The sequence below is a fragment of the Amycolatopsis sp. NBRC 101858 genome (assembly GCF_030269325.1).
Classification (GTDB): Bacteria; Actinomycetota; Actinomycetes; order Mycobacteriales; family Pseudonocardiaceae; genus Amycolatopsis; species Amycolatopsis ponsaeliensis.
On the sequence record NZ_BSTD01000002.1, the window covers coordinates 1 to 14,512 of the forward strand.

Sequence of the window (14,512 nt, forward strand, 5' to 3'; positions counted from 1 at the left end):
TGAGGCAGTCGTCGGCGCGGTTCATCGTGCAGATGGTGACCGCGGTCGGGCGGATCTTCTCCGGCGCTTCGACCGTCCAGCGGACCTGCTCCACCCGCAGCGTCTGCCCGCCCTCGGTTTCCAGGTCGAGCCAGAGGGCGCCGCCGTCGTAGAACTTGTCCAGCTGCGAGGTCAGCGTGACCTTGGTCTGCTTGACGTCGGAGACCTGCTCGGCGGCGACCACGCGCGGTTCACCTTCGACGTCGGAGGCACCCATCGACAGCAGCCCGGTGCCGGTCACGACGGCCTCGACCGAGACCTCGGTCACCGTGGACCAGCGCTGCCAGTACGACGCCGGAAAACGGCCGAAATAGGTGTTGCCGGAGACCTTCGTGGCCGGGGCCAGCCGGATCGCGTCGCGGTCCCGGACCGCCGAACCGGTGTGGACCTCGGCGTAGAGGTCCTTGCTGACGATCGGCGCCGGGCCCGCGTACAGGCCGCGCTGCGCGGTGAGGTCGGTCATGCTCAAGCTCCGCTTCCGTTGCCCCGGACGAGATACAGCTGCTGGGTGCCGGCCCACGGCGACGTCAGTGTCCAGTGGGCCAGCGCACCGGGCGGCGGATCGCCACGCACCAGGGCGTAGTCGGTGACGATCGGCCGGTCGCCGAAGTCGAAGAACCGGAAGTTGACGTCGACCAGCGCCCGGCCGAGCGCGCCGAGGTGGGCCTCGCGCTCGGTGATGGCCGGCCCGACGGCGCCGCGGTCGTCGAAGAGGTCGACGATCGCGCAGCCGCAGCTGTAGGCCAGCACGCCGATCTCGCCGCCGCTGCGCACGGTGCCGCCGCCGACCAGCCGGCCGAGCTCCGGTCCGATCCGCTCGTAGTCCGCGGTCGCGTCATGGTTGGACATCAGCGGCGCGAACCGCCGCGGCAGGCCACCGGCCGCGTAGGCGCCGACACCGGCCACCAGGACAGCCGCGACCGCGACGGCGGCCGCCACCCGGGCCGGCACGCGGACCGCGGCCGCCGCGGCGGCCGCGAGGAAGAGCGTCGCCGCGACCAGGCTCGGCCCGTAGTACCAGTGGTAGGGCGGCACGTGCAGCCGCGTGTAGGCCAGGTAGTGCGCGATCCCGGCGGGCACCAGCGGGACGAACGGCCGCACCCGGGCCCACACCGGGCCGCCGCGGGCCGCGTCCGCCACGCAGAGCGCGAAGGCGAGCAGGGCGAGCGCGGCCGGGAGGAAGGAGGCGACCGTCGCCCACGGGAAGACCTCGGCGTAGAGGCCGGGGCCGTTGCCGAAGTCCCACTGCCCCCAGGACTTCTGCAGGGTCTTGATGATCACCGTGTCCGGCACCGCCGACCCGAGCACCACCCAGCTGAAGGCGAACCAGGGGAGCGCGACCGCCGCCGCGGCGAGCACCGACTGCCACGCCTTCTCCCAGAACCGGCGCCGCAGCGCGAACAGCACCAGCGCGACCACGACCAGATCGAGCCGGACGAGGGCGAGCAGCCCGGTCAGGACGCCGAGGGCGACCGGCCGCCGTTCCGTCGCGAAGACCAGCAGCCAGGCGAGGCCGGCCGCGCCGAGCTCGACCTCGAGCCCCATCGACGACAGCAGCAGCGGGTTCACCGTCAGCAGCGCGACGGCGGCCGGCGCGAACCAGGACGGCAGCCCCGCCCGGCCGCCGGCCCGGCGCAGCGCGAGGGCCAGCGCGACCTGGCAGAGCACGAACAGCGCACCGGCGGCGAGCACCGCGTCGCGCAGGACCAGGGTCAGCGCGGCGAGGAGCAGGACGTTCAGCGGCGACGTCGCGGTGTTCGACGTCTCCGCCGGGATCAGGCCCCAGTGCGCGTGGAAGGCCAGGTTGCGCGCGTAGGAGAGGGTGATGAACGTGTCGTCCACCAGGTGCGGGCGCACCGCGGCGAAGACGAGCGCGGAGAGGACGGCCGTGACGCCGGGCAGCACCCAGCGCCGGGATCCCGGGGTGCTCGTCGTGGCACCCGGCTCCCGCCGTTCGGTCACGATCACGGTTCGCGGGTGAGGGTGAAGTGGCCGACGCCCTTCGCCGCGGACTGCACTTGCCAGCTGTCCGGCCCGGTCGCCGGCCCCGAGCCGTACTGCAGCCGGTAGTCCGGCTTGCGCGGGGTGATCGAGCGGTCCAGCCAGTGGTAGTTCACCCGCAGCGCAAGGCTCATCAACGGGTTCGCCGTCGCGATCCGCTGCTCGACGAGCTCCTTCGCGTGGCCGCGGTCGGAGAACTCGTCGATGATGGCGCACTCGCAGTAGTACGCGAGGGTGCCGATCTCCCCGGGACTGGCCACGCTCGCGCCGTCGAGCCGCGCGCCCAGCTCCTTGCCGACCCGCGCGTAGTCCTGCGCGCTGGCCCAGTTCCCGAAGATGACCGGCGACTTCCACGGCACGCCCTGCGCGGCGTCGACGGCCGCCGCGCTCAGCACCAGCACCCCGGTCAGCCCGAGCGCCAGCAGCGGGGGACCGGTGCGCAGCTCCGTCCGCTCACGTGCCTGCCCGAACCAGGCACCGAAGGCCGCGACGGCGAAACTGCCCACCGTCGTCGTCGGAGCCACGTAGTACCAATGGAAGGGGCCGACGCCGATGAACGAATAGGCGACGAAGTAGAGGATCCCGCCGGCCCCCAGCGCCGCGACCGGGCCGAGCGCGGGGAACTCCGGCCAGCGCACCGAGAACCGCGCCGCCGCCCACACGGCGAGCGCGACCACGCCGAGCAATGCGGGCACGAACGACACGAGCACGGTGACGGGGTAGCCGAGGTAGTACATCACCGGTCCGGTGCTGTAGGTCCACGGCGCGAACAGGCCCACCTGGGTCTGCTTGATCGCCAGTGTGTCGGGCACGAACGAGCCGAAGGCGACCCAGCTGAAGACGAACCACGGCGCCGCGGTCAGCACCGCGAACCCGGCGGCCGGCAGCAGCCGCCGCCGGATCGCGGGCGCGCTGAGCGCGATCACCACGACGAACACGACGAGGTCGAGCCGGGTGAGGACGGTGAGCCCGGCGGTGACGCCGAACAGGATCGGCCGGCCTTCGAGCGCGAAGACCGTCAGCACCAGCAGGACGGCGGGGATCAAGAGGACTTCGAGACCGATGGCGGACAACACGAACGGGTTGACCAGGACCAGTGTGACGCCGAGCACCCCGGCCGCGGGCGGCAGCGCCAGCTTCCGCCCGATGCGCTGCCAGGCCCAGCCGAGCGCGCCGCCGCACAGGACCGTCAGGATCCCGAGCGCGACGACCGGGTGCGGGTCGCCGGCCACCCGCGTCACCAGGGTGAGCGCGGCAAGGAGCAGGACGTTCAGCGGTGACGTCGCGGAGTTCGCCGGCGAGCCGGGGATGATGCCCCATTCGCCGTGCACGGCGAGGTTCTTCGCGTAGGCGAGCGTGATGTAGCCGTCGTCGGTGAGACTGCCGCGCACCACCAGGAAAAGCGCGGCGCCCAGTACCGCCCCGAAGACGGGCAGCCACCGTCCTCGCGCGTTCACCTGCTCCGCTTCCGTTTCCGGTAGCACCTTTTCACCCCGCGGAAGCGCCACCGGCGCCGGATCCGTCATCTGCCCGATCGACATGTCCCGGGGACCGTAGTGACGCTTCATTACAGCGGTGCTACGTCACGGTTATGTCCGCCTGCTCTGTGGAACATCACCCGATGGTGGCACGGCCGGAGTGGGCTCGCAGTGTGACCGGGCTCCATTGTGGACGACTTCGGCCGCCGGTTCGCGGCCGTGCGGTCAGGTCCGGCGCCGCCGGGTGGTGACCAGGACCAGTGCGGTGCCACCGGTCAGGAGCAGCGCGCCGACGCCGAGGATCGGGCCGACGTCGGTTCCGGTGTCCGGCAGGCGGCCGCTGCCGCCCGGGGTGGTCGGTGCCGGTGCCGGGGCCGTCGAACTGGTCGAACTCGTCGATGTCGGCGTCGTCGTCGGCGTCGTGGTGGAGGTGGTCGTGCCGGACGGGCCGGTGGTGGTCGGCGCCGTGGAGGTGATCGTCGGTTCGGTCGTGGTCGGCGTGGTGCTGGTGGTCGGCTCGCTGGTGGTGGTGGTCGTCGTCGGCGCGGTGGTGGTCGAGGTGCTCGTCGTGCTGGTGGCGGGGGTCGTCGTGGTCGGTTCGGGTTTGTCGCACGAGGGCAGGTCGCCGGTGAACGGGTACGCGTGGAACTCCTGGCCGCTGCCCGGGCCGGTGCTCGCGCCGTGGACGAGGTTGCCCGCCGTGAAGAAGCGGCCGTTGGTGCCCGGGAGCGTCACGGTCGTCGTCCCGGCGGGGTTGCCGGCCAGCACGCTGCCCTGGAACATGCCGCTGCCCGCGAGGTGGACCGTGGTGGCCGCCGGGAAGTTCCACAGCAGGCGGGGGCGCAGCCGGTTCAGCGGGTCGTTGTCGTCGAGGGTGCCGCTGTAGGTGTTGATCGTCCGGACCGCGCCGGTGAGGTTCACCAGCACGGTCGCGCCGGCCGGGATGCCGGCGAACGCGATGCCCTGCGCGCCGCCGCCCGGCCCGGCGATGTCCTGGGTGACGGTGAAGACCTGCAGCGCCGACTTCCCGTCGCCGGTGAAGAGCGTCTGGTAGTTCTGGTTCTGCACGGTCCCGGTGGCCGCCGTCCGGGCGTAGCACTCGCTCGCGGCGGTGAGCTTGCTCCGCAGTCCTTCGTACGGCTTCATCGCGGCGGTGTCGTGGACGAGCTTCCCGATCACGGTGCCGGTGACCGTCCCGGCGTGGCGGACCACGCCGCCTGCCGAGTCGCCCACGGCGTCGAGCCGCTGCTGGTCGGCGACCGTCAGGTCCCCGCCGACGGTGAGGAAGTCGGCACCGTCCGGCGGCGGCACGCGCGAGCCGACCCCGGCGACGCCGACGTTGTAGATCGCCGACCCGGCGGTCTTGCGCAGCGTGAAGCCGCCGCCGACGACCACCCGGCCCTCCGCCTCGGCGGCGCTGCCGGTGACGCGCATGGTGCCCCCGACGAACAGGTTCACCCCGTTGTCCCGTCCGGCGAACGCGCCGTTGCCGACCGGCGGGTGGGGATCGGGACAACTCCCGGGCACGCACGGCCCGAGGCCGCCGGGCAGCGGGTCGGCGTGCGCGGACCGCACGACGGGCACCGAGAGCACCACGAGCCCGCAGGCCGCCAGCGCCGCCAGGGCGGCATGGGTCGCGCGCACGGGACCTCCCCTGTCCACTGTGGACTCGTCGGTTCGGACGCTAGCGGCCGGGCACCCGGGGCGCCCGCCGATCCACCCGATCGAGGGCCGCCGGGCGCGCTGCCACTTCACGCGGTGCGCCCGGCCATCCCACCGGCGAGGTCGCGCGCTTCGCCGCCCGCGTACCGGCCGAGGCCCGGCCTCAGTGGACGGACCCGGCCCGATGAAATCCGGATGACCGCGACTTCCTCCCGGGGCGGGATGCGCCCGCGCCGCGTGCTTCCTACGCTGGGTGGTGTGGGGGCGAGGGTGGTGAGCGGGGTCCGGGCCCGCCTGGAGACGAGCCTCGGCCGCGCCGGGATCGCGCTTCCGTGGTGGGTTCCGGTCGCCGTGACCGCCTTCGGGGTGGTGCTGGCGGTGGCGGCGGTGGCGCAACGAGGGGCGCTGGTGCCGCCGGCACCGATCGCCCTCGCCGGGCTGCTGGCCGTCGTCACCGCGCTCGGCTGGGCCGTCACCGGGGTGATCGCGCCGCCGTGGCTCAAGGCGCTCACCGTGCTCGCCGCCGTCGCGATCCTGCTGGCGCGGCCGGTCGTGCCCGACTTCGCCCCGGTCGTGCTGGTGGTGCTGGCCGCCGAGACGGCGGCGATCGCCCGGCCGGCGATCGCGTTCGCCGTCGCCGCCGCGAGCGTCGCGACGCTGAGCGTGGCCGCGGCCCGGGTCGGGCTGGTCGGGTTCCCGGTCTACGTCGCGGCCGTGCTGCTCGGCCTGGCCGCCGGGTTCATGCTCCGCTGGTACGTGCGGGCGCTGGACGCCGAGCGCGCCGCCCGGGACGCCGTCCGCGACCAGGCCGTCCTCGCCGAACGGCAGCGGATCGCCCGCGAGGTGCACGACGTCGTCGCCCACTCGCTGAGCATCACGCTGCTGCACCTCACCGGCACCCGGCACGCCCTCCAGCAGGACCGCGACGTCGAGGAGGCCCTCGAAGGGCTCGCCGAGGCCGAGCGCGTCGGGCGCACCGCGATGGCCGACATCCGCCGGACCGTCGGTGTGCTGGCCGAAGCGCCCGCCGGGACCCGCCCGCTGCCCGGCGCGCGCGACATCCCCGCGCTGGTCGAGCGCACCCGCGCGGCCGGGCTGGCCGTGCGGTACGAGCAGGCGGGCGACCTGGCCGCCGTGCCGGACCTGGCCGGGCTCGGGCTCTACCGCATCGCGCAGGAGTCGCTGGCCAACATCGCCAAGCACGGCGGCGGGGCGCCGGCCCGGATGCGCCTCGACGTCGGCCCGGACGGCGCCCGGCTGGTCGTCCGCAACCGGCTGCCGGCCGGCGGCCCGCCCGGCACCGGCGGCTCGGGCGTGAAGGGGATGTCCGCGCGGGCCGGCCAGCTGGGCGCCGAACTGACCGCGGGCCCGGACGGCGCGGACTGGGTCGTCGCGGTCGGCGTGCCCGCGGGCGGCCCGGCGTGACGGCGGGCGAAGTCCGGGTCCTGCTGGTCGACGACCAGGAGCTCGTGCGTTCCGGGCTGCGGCGGATCCTGCGCCGCCGGGACGGGTTCGTCATCGCGGGGGAGTGCGGCGACGGCGCGGACGTCCCCGCGGCCCTGGCCGCCACCGAGGTCGACGTCGTGGTGATGGACCTGCGGATGAAGCACGTGGACGGGATCGAGGCGACGCGGCGGCTCGGCGGGCGCCCGCCCGTGCTGGCGTTGACCACGTTCGACGACGACGAGCTGCTGGCGGGCGCGCTGCGCGCGGGCGCGGTCGGCTACGTCCTCAAGGACTCGCCGGCGGAGGACCTCATCCGCGCCGTCCGGGCGGTCGCGGCGGGCGACGCCTGGCTCGACGCCGCGGTGACCGCCCGCGTCCTCACGACCTACCGGCGCGCCCCCGCCGGCGAGCCCGCGGGCCCGGCGCCGGGACTGCTGACGCCGCGCGAGCTGGACGTGCTGCGGGCGGCCGGGCGCGGGCTGAGCAACGCCGAGATCGCCGGTGCGCTGGTCGTCTCGGAGCTGACCGTGAAGAGCCACCTGGGCCGGATCTTCACCAAGCTGGGCCTGCGCGACCGCGCCGCCGCGGTCGTCTACGCGTTCGACCACGGCGTCGTCAGCCCGCGGGTGTCCGTTGTGGACGATGCGCCGGTCCGGCCGGCCGTCGCCGAGCCGGTGCCCGTGCCGGGACTGCGGTTCTCGGTGCTGGGGCCGCTGCGCGCGTGGCGCGGCGGCAGCCCGCTGGACCTCGGGCCGGTGCGCCAGCAGGCCCTGCTGGCCGCGCTGGTGCTGCGCCCCGGCGTCACGGTCAGCCAGGCCGAGCTGCTCGACGGCGTCTGGGGGCTGGAACCGCCGGGCACCGGGGGCCGCGTGCTGCCGGTGTACGTGCACCGGCTGCGCAAGTGCCTGCGCGGGCCCGGCGAGCGGACCCCGGACTCGGTGATCGGCCGCACGCGCGGCGGCTACCGGTTCGACGGCGACGGCGTCCGCATCGACACGGCCCGGCTGGCGGAGCTGACCGCGGCCGCGGGCGCCGCCGAGGAGTCCGGCGACCTGGCCGCGGCCGCGTCGTCCTGCGCCGCCGCGCTCGGGCTGTTCCACGGCGAGCCGCTGTCCGGGCTGCCGGGACCGTTCGCGGACGGCCAGCGGCTGCGGCTGACCGAGCGGCGGAGCACGCTCTGGGCGCGCAAGGCGCAGCTGCAGCTGCGGTTGGGCCGGTACGCCGAGACGGCCGACGAGCTGTCCGCGGTGCTGGCACTGGAACCGTTGCGCGAGCCGCTGGCGGCGCTGCTGATGCGGGCGCTGCAGGCCACCGGCCGCCGTGCCGAAGCGATCGCGGCGTACGGCCGGATCCGCGACCGGCTGGCCGCGGACCTGGGCGTCGAACCGGGGGAGGAGCTGCGGCGCACCCACCGGGCGGTGCTCGACGACGTGCTCCACCCGGACCTGCGGGCCTAGGAGACGCGGGTGGCCCGGCTCCCGGTGACCGCGGCGCGGGCTTCGGCGAGGCCGGGGTGCAGCGGCAGCACGCGGTCCAGGCCGAGGATGGCCAAGGGCCGGGCGACGGTGGTCCTGGCCGCCGCGATGGCGTAGGGGATGCCGCGCGCGAGGGCTTCGCGGTAGGACTCGACCAGGACGCTGAAGACGGTCGAGTCGCAGAAGGTCGTCTCGGTGAGGTCGGCGACGACCGCGGCCGCGCCGCCGTCGCCGAACGGGCTCAGCAGCGCGTCGCGGAGCCGGCTCGTGGTGGCCAGGTCGAGGTCGCCGGCGCAGCGGACGGTCACGATCCCCGCGTCGGTCGTGGTCGCGAAGCGGGGCTGTGTGTGGTTGTCGGTCATCGGGGTCCCTCCTGCACCGCCAGGTACCCACGGCGGCCCGGGTTCACTCGCCGGGTGGGGCGAATTCGTGCGGCATCCGAGGGACAGCGATGCACAAGCGTTGCGCGCGGGTATAACTTGGCTGGGCAGCACCCACCGCCGATGACCGGGCGGGCCGTGGCGGGTTGCCACACCCCACGGCCGGCCGGATCCGGCCGACGCGGGCCGGATCCCCGGCGCCGGGCGGCGCCGAGGGGACGCGGCAGGCCGACGCCCCGCCGCCGCGTCCCCGCCTCGTCCGTTTCGGTTGTGCCGCAGCGGTATCGCCGGTCCGGCTTCGCCGCGGGACGGCGGTGGCCGGCGCGCCGATCTTCGCCGGCCGCCGGGCGGCGATCTCCGGCCACGTGTCCCCGCCGGTCAGGTGGCCCGGCCGTCGCTAAGCTGCGATGAGCGAGGCGAAGGGGAACGGTGGATCCGAAGAACGTCGAGACGGGTGCCTGGGCGCCGGGCAAGGTGGCCGAGCTGCTCGGCGTCTCGCCGGTGACCCTGCGCAGCTGGAGCGCGCGGTACGGGATCGGCCCGTCGGCCAAGGCCACCGGCCGGCATCGCCGCTACTCCGACGCCGACGTCCGGCGGCTGCAGCACATGCAGCGGCTCGTCGCGCGGGGGATGCCCGTGCGGGAAGCGGCAGGCACCGCCTTCGCGGCGTCGCCCGCCGGCCCGCCCGAGGTGCCCGCGGCCCGCCGGGTGCGCGAGCTCGAGGACGCCGCCGAGGAGCTGCGGTCCGCGTCGGTCGCGGGGCTGCTCGACGAGACTCTCGGCACGCTCGGCCCGGCCGCCGCCTGGACCGACGTCCTGGCCCCGGTCCTGCGCGGCCTGGGCGACCGCTGGCAGCGCGGTGAACTCTGCTTCGCGTCGGAGTGGGCACTGACGACGGAGATCTCGCTGGCGTACGAGCGGTTCAGCCGCGGTTTCCCGGCGGCCGTCCCGGGCCGGCCGGTGCTGCTGGCGTGCTGCCCGGCCGAGCGGCACTCGCTGCCGATGGAGGCCCTGCGCGCGACGCTGGCCGAGGCCGGGATCCCGGTCGCGTACCTGGGCCAGCTGGTCCCGGCGGAGACAGTGGCGGACTTGGCGGCCCGCCTCGACCCGGTACTGGTCCTGCTGTGGTCCCTGGCACCCCCGACGGCCGACGACCTGCTGGCGGCCCGGGTCCGCGACCTCGGCCGCGTGGTCGGCACGGCGGGCCCGGGCTGGCAGCACTTGGGCGACCGCGGCTTCGCCAGGGTGAACGACCTGGCATCGGCGATGGAGCTGGCCGTCGAGTACGCGGAGGCGTAGCGGCGCTCGGCGAGTCGGGCGGGGTCGGTGGAATGCAGGCCGGCGGGCGCGCGATCTGGCTGTGGAGTGCGGGTCGGCGGAGTGCCGGCCTGCTCGCGCGCGAGAGTTGGTTGCGGCGAGCGCTGCTCGATAAGTCGTGCGCCGTCGGCGGAACGCGGCTCTGCCCGCGCGAGAGTTGGCTATGGAGTGCGGCGAGGGGCGCTCGGTAGGCCGTGTGCGGTCTGCGGAGCGCGGGTCTGCCCACGCGAGAGTTGGCTGTGGAGTGGAGCGAGCGGTGCTCGGCAAGCCGCGCGCGGTCGGCGGAGCGCAGGCCTGCCCGCGCGCGACCGCCGGCGCTTGCTCAGCCCAGCCCCTCCAGCGCCCGCGTCAGCTCCGGCACCACTTCGTCCCCGAGCCGCTCGAACTCGCGCTTCAACAGCGGGCTCGCCAGCTTCGCCCACCCGTGGAACACGATCGTCGCCTTGTAGTGGACCGTCGTGCCGTCCGGGCCTGCCGACAGGCCGAAGTCGTCCGTCGAGGTCGCCGTCTTGTTCTCGCCCACGAACGTCACGCGGCCGGCCTCGCGCCGGGTCAGGTGGTAGTCCAGCTCCGTGCGGCGGCCGCGGAACTCCGACACGTTGTGCCACCCCGCGCCCACCGCGATCGGGCCGCCGTCGGTGCGGGTGCACGACACCGTGCCCGGGTCCCAGTCCTCCGTGTGCGCGAAGTCCTCGAGGTACTCCGCGACGCGCTCGACCGGCGTGCGCACGGTGACGGTGCGTTCGACCTGGACCATCGGACCTCCCGGAACGGTTCGTTGCGAAGACGATGCAACCGTAACGGGCACCGCTCAGCGGGGCACGGCGAGCCGGCCGCCGACATCGATGTCAACTATTCCGAATTCTTGTCCTCCTTGTCTTCTTGACGCTTCCGACGCGCACGGCGAAAGCTTCCTGGCAACGTTGTCATCCCTCCAGACGGCGCCACCGGCGGCCGCTTTCAGATCGGAGTTCGCATGGCGGAGGAGTACGGCATCAGCGCGGATGTCGAGCCGGCTGAGGTGTCCGCCGTGTCGCGGCGGCACGTCCTGGCCGCCGGGACCGGGCTGCTGGCCGGCTTCGGCCTCGCGGCCGTCCTGCCCGGGGTCGCGTCCGCGGCACCCGCCGCCGCCGACGGCCGGGCGCCGCAGACCGACCTGGCCCTGTTCCGCCCGGTCCAGGTCTCCTCGACCGACTACGCCGCCACCCCGGCCGAATTCGCCGTCGACGGCCTCGCCCAGGTCGGCGTCCGGGGCTCCGGCTGGCGCGCCACGGCGGGCGACGGCCAGTGGATCGTCGTCGACCTCCAGGGCCAGTGCCGGATCGACTCGGTCGTGCTGACCTTCGAGGCGCGGCCCGGCGACCCGGCCGTCGACGCCGCCGCGTCCCGCTCCCACACCAGCGGCTTCGAGGTCCTCTCCAGCTACGCGACGGCGTTCGACCTCGACGTCTCGGGCGACGGCAAGGCCTGGCGCACCGTCCACCACACCGACGCCGGCACCGGCGGCGTCGTGACGATCCCGCTCACCGCCGTGACCGCGCGCTGGGTCCGGTTCACCGCGGCGAGCCGCTCGACGGCCAACCCGCTGGGCCTCAACGGTTTCCAGGTGTTCGGCACCGGCCCGCAGAACCGCCCGGCGGTGCACGGCTGGACGAGCTTCCCGGTCCGCCCGCACGACGACCCGCCCGCGCTCGCCGTCGCGGCCGACGGCACCGTGCCGCTCGAGTCCGGCTGGGTCCTCACGATGGACGACTGGGCGCCGTCCGGTGACGGCAAGGCGCTCTCCGGGACAGGAGTGGACACCCGCGGCTGGCTCCCGGCGACCGTCCCGGGCACGGTCCTGGCCTCGCTGGTCGAACAGGGCCAGCTGCCCGACCCGGTGTCGGGGATGAACAACCTGCACGTCCCGGAAGCGCTGTCGCGCCACGCCTGGTGGTACCGCCGCCGCTTCTCGCTCCCGCGCGGCCTCGACACCTCGGCGGGCCGGCACGTCTGGCTCGAGTTCGACGGCGTCAACCACGAAGCGCAGATCTGGCTCAACGGCGCCGAAATCGGCACCCAGAGCCACCCGTTCGGACGCGGCGCCTACGACGTCACGGCCGCCTTGCGCCGCTCCGGCGACCAGGCCCTCGCCGTGAAGATCTCGCCGATGCCGCGGCCCGGCAGCCCCAGCGACAAGGGCTCCAACGGCAGTTCGTGGGTCGACGCCGGCAGCACGATGTTCGACAACTCGCCGACCTACCTCGCGGTGTCCGGCTGGGACTGGATGCCCGCCGTCCGCGACCGCGCGTCCGGCATCTGGGACCACGTACGCCTGCGCTCCACCGGTGCCGCCGTGCTCGGCGACGTCCGCGTCGACACGAAGGTGCCCGACGCCGCCACCGCCGTGGTGACGCTGACCGTTCCGGTGCGCAACGCCGCGTCGACGGCCCAGCGCGTCAAGGTCACCGCCGCCTTCGGCCCGGTGAACGTGTCGAGCACCGTGACAGTGGCGCCCGGGCAGACCACCGACGTGGTGTTCCCAGCCCAGCAGGTCAAGAACCCGAAACTGTGGTGGCCCAACGGCTACGGCGACCCGAACCTCTACGACCTGACGCTCACCGCGGCGATCGGCGCGTCGGCCAGCGACCGGCGGACGACGAAGATCGGCCTGCGGCAGATCGGCTACCAGTACGACCTGCCGATCGTCATCGCCGACGGCCGGGCGACCCAGACCGTCGACCTCGCGCCGCAGAACGCCCGGTTCGTCCGGATGCAGGGCCTCAAGCGCGCCACGGGCTGGGGTTTCTCGCTCTGGACCATGTCCGTCGTGGACAGCGCGGGGACCGACCTCGCGCAGGGCAAGCCCGCGACGTCGTCGTCCGTCGCCGACGGCAACCCGCCGGAGCGGGCCTTCGACGGCGACCCGAACACCCGCTGGACGTCCGCCTACGACGACAACCAGTGGCTGCAGGTCGACCTCGGCGCCGCGACGGCGTTCGACAAAGTCGTCCTGACCTGGGAGACCGCCTACGCGGCGACGTTCAAGATCCAGGTGTCGCAGGACGGTGACACCTGGACCGACGCCGCGTCCGTCGACAACAGCCCCAAGCCGCTGACCTTCCTCGTCAACGGCGTCAAGGTGTTCGCCCGCGGCGGCAGCTGGGGCTGGGACGAGCTGCTGCGCCGGATGACGCCCGAGCGGACCGACGCCGTCGTCGCGATGCACCGCGACATGAACTTCACGCTGATCCGCAACTGGGTCGGCTCGTCCTACCGCCAGGAGCTGTTCGACGCCTGCGACAAGTACGGCATCCTGCTGTGGAACGAGTTCTGGGACGGCTGGTCGACCGACCCGGCCAACCACGACATCTTCCTGGCGCAGGCGAAGGACACCGTGCTGCGCTACCGCCACCACGCGTGCGCGACGGTGTGGTTCGGCTGCAACGAGGGCACGCCGCCGCCGGTGATCGACAACGCGCTGCGGGACATCGTCCACGACCACACGGACCTGCTCTACCAGGGCAACTCGGCGGGCGGCGTGATCACCGGCGACGGGCCGTACTACTGGCAGGACCCGAAGCAGTACTTCACGGGTGAGGCGACCGGCGGCAAGTACGGGTTCTGGAGCGAAATCGGGCTGCCGACGGTGTCGGTCGTCGAGAGCATGCGCAACCTCGTCGGCGCCGGCGACCCGGGCTGGCCGATCGGCGCGCCCTGGTTCCTGCACGACTGGTCCACCGCCGGCAACCAGTCGCCGCAGAGCTACCTCGCGGCGATCGACGCGCGCCTGGCGCCGTCGACGAGCCTGGCGGAGTTCTGCCGCAAGGCCCAGTTCGTCAACTACGAGAGCATGCGCGCGATCTTCGAGGCCTGGAACACGAAGCTGTGGGCCGACGCGACCGGCGTGCTGCTGTGGATGTCGCACCCGGCGTGGCACAGCACGGTGTGGCAGACCTACGACTACGACCTCGACGTCAACGGCAGTTACTACGGCGCGCGCAAGGGCTGCGAGGCCCGGCACGTGCAGGCCGACCTGACGACGTGGCAGGTCCGGGTCGTCAACCACACGCCGGCCGCGTTGAGCGGGGTGACGGTCACCGCGCGGCTGTTCTCTTTGGACGGCGCGAGCCTCGGGGCGGCGCAGCAGCAGAAGCTCGACGTGGCCGCGAACGCCGGCGCGACGGCGTTCACCGTGCCGTTCGACGCGGCGCACCCGGACCTGCACCTGCTGCGGCTGACCCTGACCGACAGCCGCGGCGCGGTGCTGTCGGAGAACACCTATTGGCGCTACCGAAGCGATACGGCGATGCGCGCGCTCAACCAGCTCCCGGGCGCGCGGCTGACATCGTCGCTGAAGGCCGACGGCGACGCGTTCACGGCGACGATCCGCAACGACGGCAAGACGGTCGCGGCGATGATCCGGCTGTCGCTGCGCGAGCGCAACGGTACCGACCGCGTCCTGCCGACCCGCTACGGCGACAACTACTTCTGGCTGCTGCCGGGGGAGAGCCGCACGATCCGCGTCGAGCCGCGGCGGCGCGTGCCGGGCGCCCGGCTGCAGGTGGAGGCCTACAACGTGGCGGCCAAGCTGATCTAGCCGCGGTTTTGTCGGACCCCGCCGCTACGCTCGCGGGGCCCGCGAGCGAGGGGTTCCGGTGCGTGGCTGTGGGTCGCGATCCGGAGCGAGTGGAGGGGCGCACGTGCCCCCTCACCCTCCGCCGACGACCAGCCC

The 14,512-nt window shown here is 74.0% G+C and carries 8 protein-coding genes and 3 pseudogenes; 5 read left to right on the forward strand and 6 right to left on the reverse strand.

The window, feature by feature from the left end:
• The 4 genes and pseudogenes from QSK39_RS13255 to QSK39_RS13270 all read right to left on the reverse strand — a co-directional run.
• Positions 1-502, reverse strand: a pseudogene (locus QSK39_RS13255) (glycosyltransferase); the annotation flags it as partial.
• Positions 503-504: 2 nt separating this feature from the next.
• Positions 505-2,007 (reverse strand): hypothetical protein, encoded by a 1,503-nt coding sequence (locus tag QSK39_RS13260; RefSeq protein ID WP_285478016.1) that lies wholly within the window; start codon positions 2,005-2,007, stop codon positions 505-507.
• The gene (locus tag QSK39_RS13265; protein ID WP_285478017.1) at positions 2,004-3,524 is read right to left on the reverse strand and encodes a glycosyltransferase family protein; all 1,521 of its coding nucleotides are present in this window, start codon (positions 3,522-3,524) and stop codon (positions 2,004-2,006) included. The genes QSK39_RS13260 and QSK39_RS13265 overlap by 4 nt, the downstream gene beginning before the upstream one ends.
• A gap of 219 nt (positions 3,525-3,743) precedes the next feature.
• A complete protein-coding gene (locus tag QSK39_RS13270) occupies positions 3,744-5,162 on the reverse strand; it encodes a choice-of-anchor A family protein (protein ID WP_285478018.1) in 1,419 nt (472 codons plus the stop codon).
• Positions 5,163-5,438: 276 nt separating this feature from the next.
• On the opposite strand from QSK39_RS13270, the gene QSK39_RS13275 reads away from it, so the two are divergent.
• From QSK39_RS13275 to QSK39_RS52975, 3 genes and pseudogenes are all read left to right on the forward strand, one after another.
• Complete coding sequence (locus QSK39_RS13275; protein ID WP_285478019.1) at positions 5,439-6,605, forward strand: sensor histidine kinase; 1,167 nt, start codon at positions 5,439-5,441, stop codon at positions 6,603-6,605.
• A pseudogene (locus QSK39_RS52970) lies at positions 6,602-7,249 on the forward strand (response regulator transcription factor); the annotation flags it as partial. The gene QSK39_RS13275 and the pseudogene QSK39_RS52970, both read left to right, overlap by 4 nt.
• 195 nt (positions 7,250-7,444) lie before the next feature.
• A pseudogene (locus tag QSK39_RS52975) lies at positions 7,445-8,083 on the forward strand (AfsR/SARP family transcriptional regulator); the annotation flags it as partial.
• Here the strand turns inward: QSK39_RS52975 and QSK39_RS13285 are convergent.
• Positions 8,080-8,463, reverse strand: a complete 384-nt coding sequence (locus QSK39_RS13285) for an STAS domain-containing protein (RefSeq protein ID WP_285478021.1) — start codon at positions 8,461-8,463, stop codon at positions 8,080-8,082. The pseudogene QSK39_RS52975 and the gene QSK39_RS13285 sit on opposite strands and share 4 nt — an antisense overlap.
• Before the next feature lie 447 nt (positions 8,464-8,910).
• Between QSK39_RS13285 and QSK39_RS13290 the strand changes: the two genes are divergently transcribed.
• On the forward strand, positions 8,911-9,780 hold the full coding sequence (locus QSK39_RS13290; protein ID WP_285478022.1) for a MerR family transcriptional regulator: 870 nt from the start codon (positions 8,911-8,913) through the stop codon (positions 9,778-9,780).
• A 340-nt stretch (positions 9,781-10,120) separates the two neighbouring features.
• On the opposite strand, the gene QSK39_RS13295 is transcribed toward QSK39_RS13290, so the two are convergent.
• The gene (locus QSK39_RS13295) at positions 10,121-10,555 is read right to left on the reverse strand and encodes an SRPBCC family protein (RefSeq protein ID WP_285478023.1); all 435 of its coding nucleotides are present in this window, start codon (positions 10,553-10,555) and stop codon (positions 10,121-10,123) included.
• Between the two features lie 219 nt (positions 10,556-10,774).
• Between QSK39_RS13295 and QSK39_RS13300 the strand changes: the two genes are divergently transcribed.
• Complete coding sequence (locus QSK39_RS13300) at positions 10,775-14,377, forward strand: discoidin domain-containing protein (RefSeq protein WP_285478024.1); 3,603 nt, start codon at positions 10,775-10,777, stop codon at positions 14,375-14,377.
• The last annotated feature ends 135 nt before the right edge of the window (positions 14,378-14,512 follow it).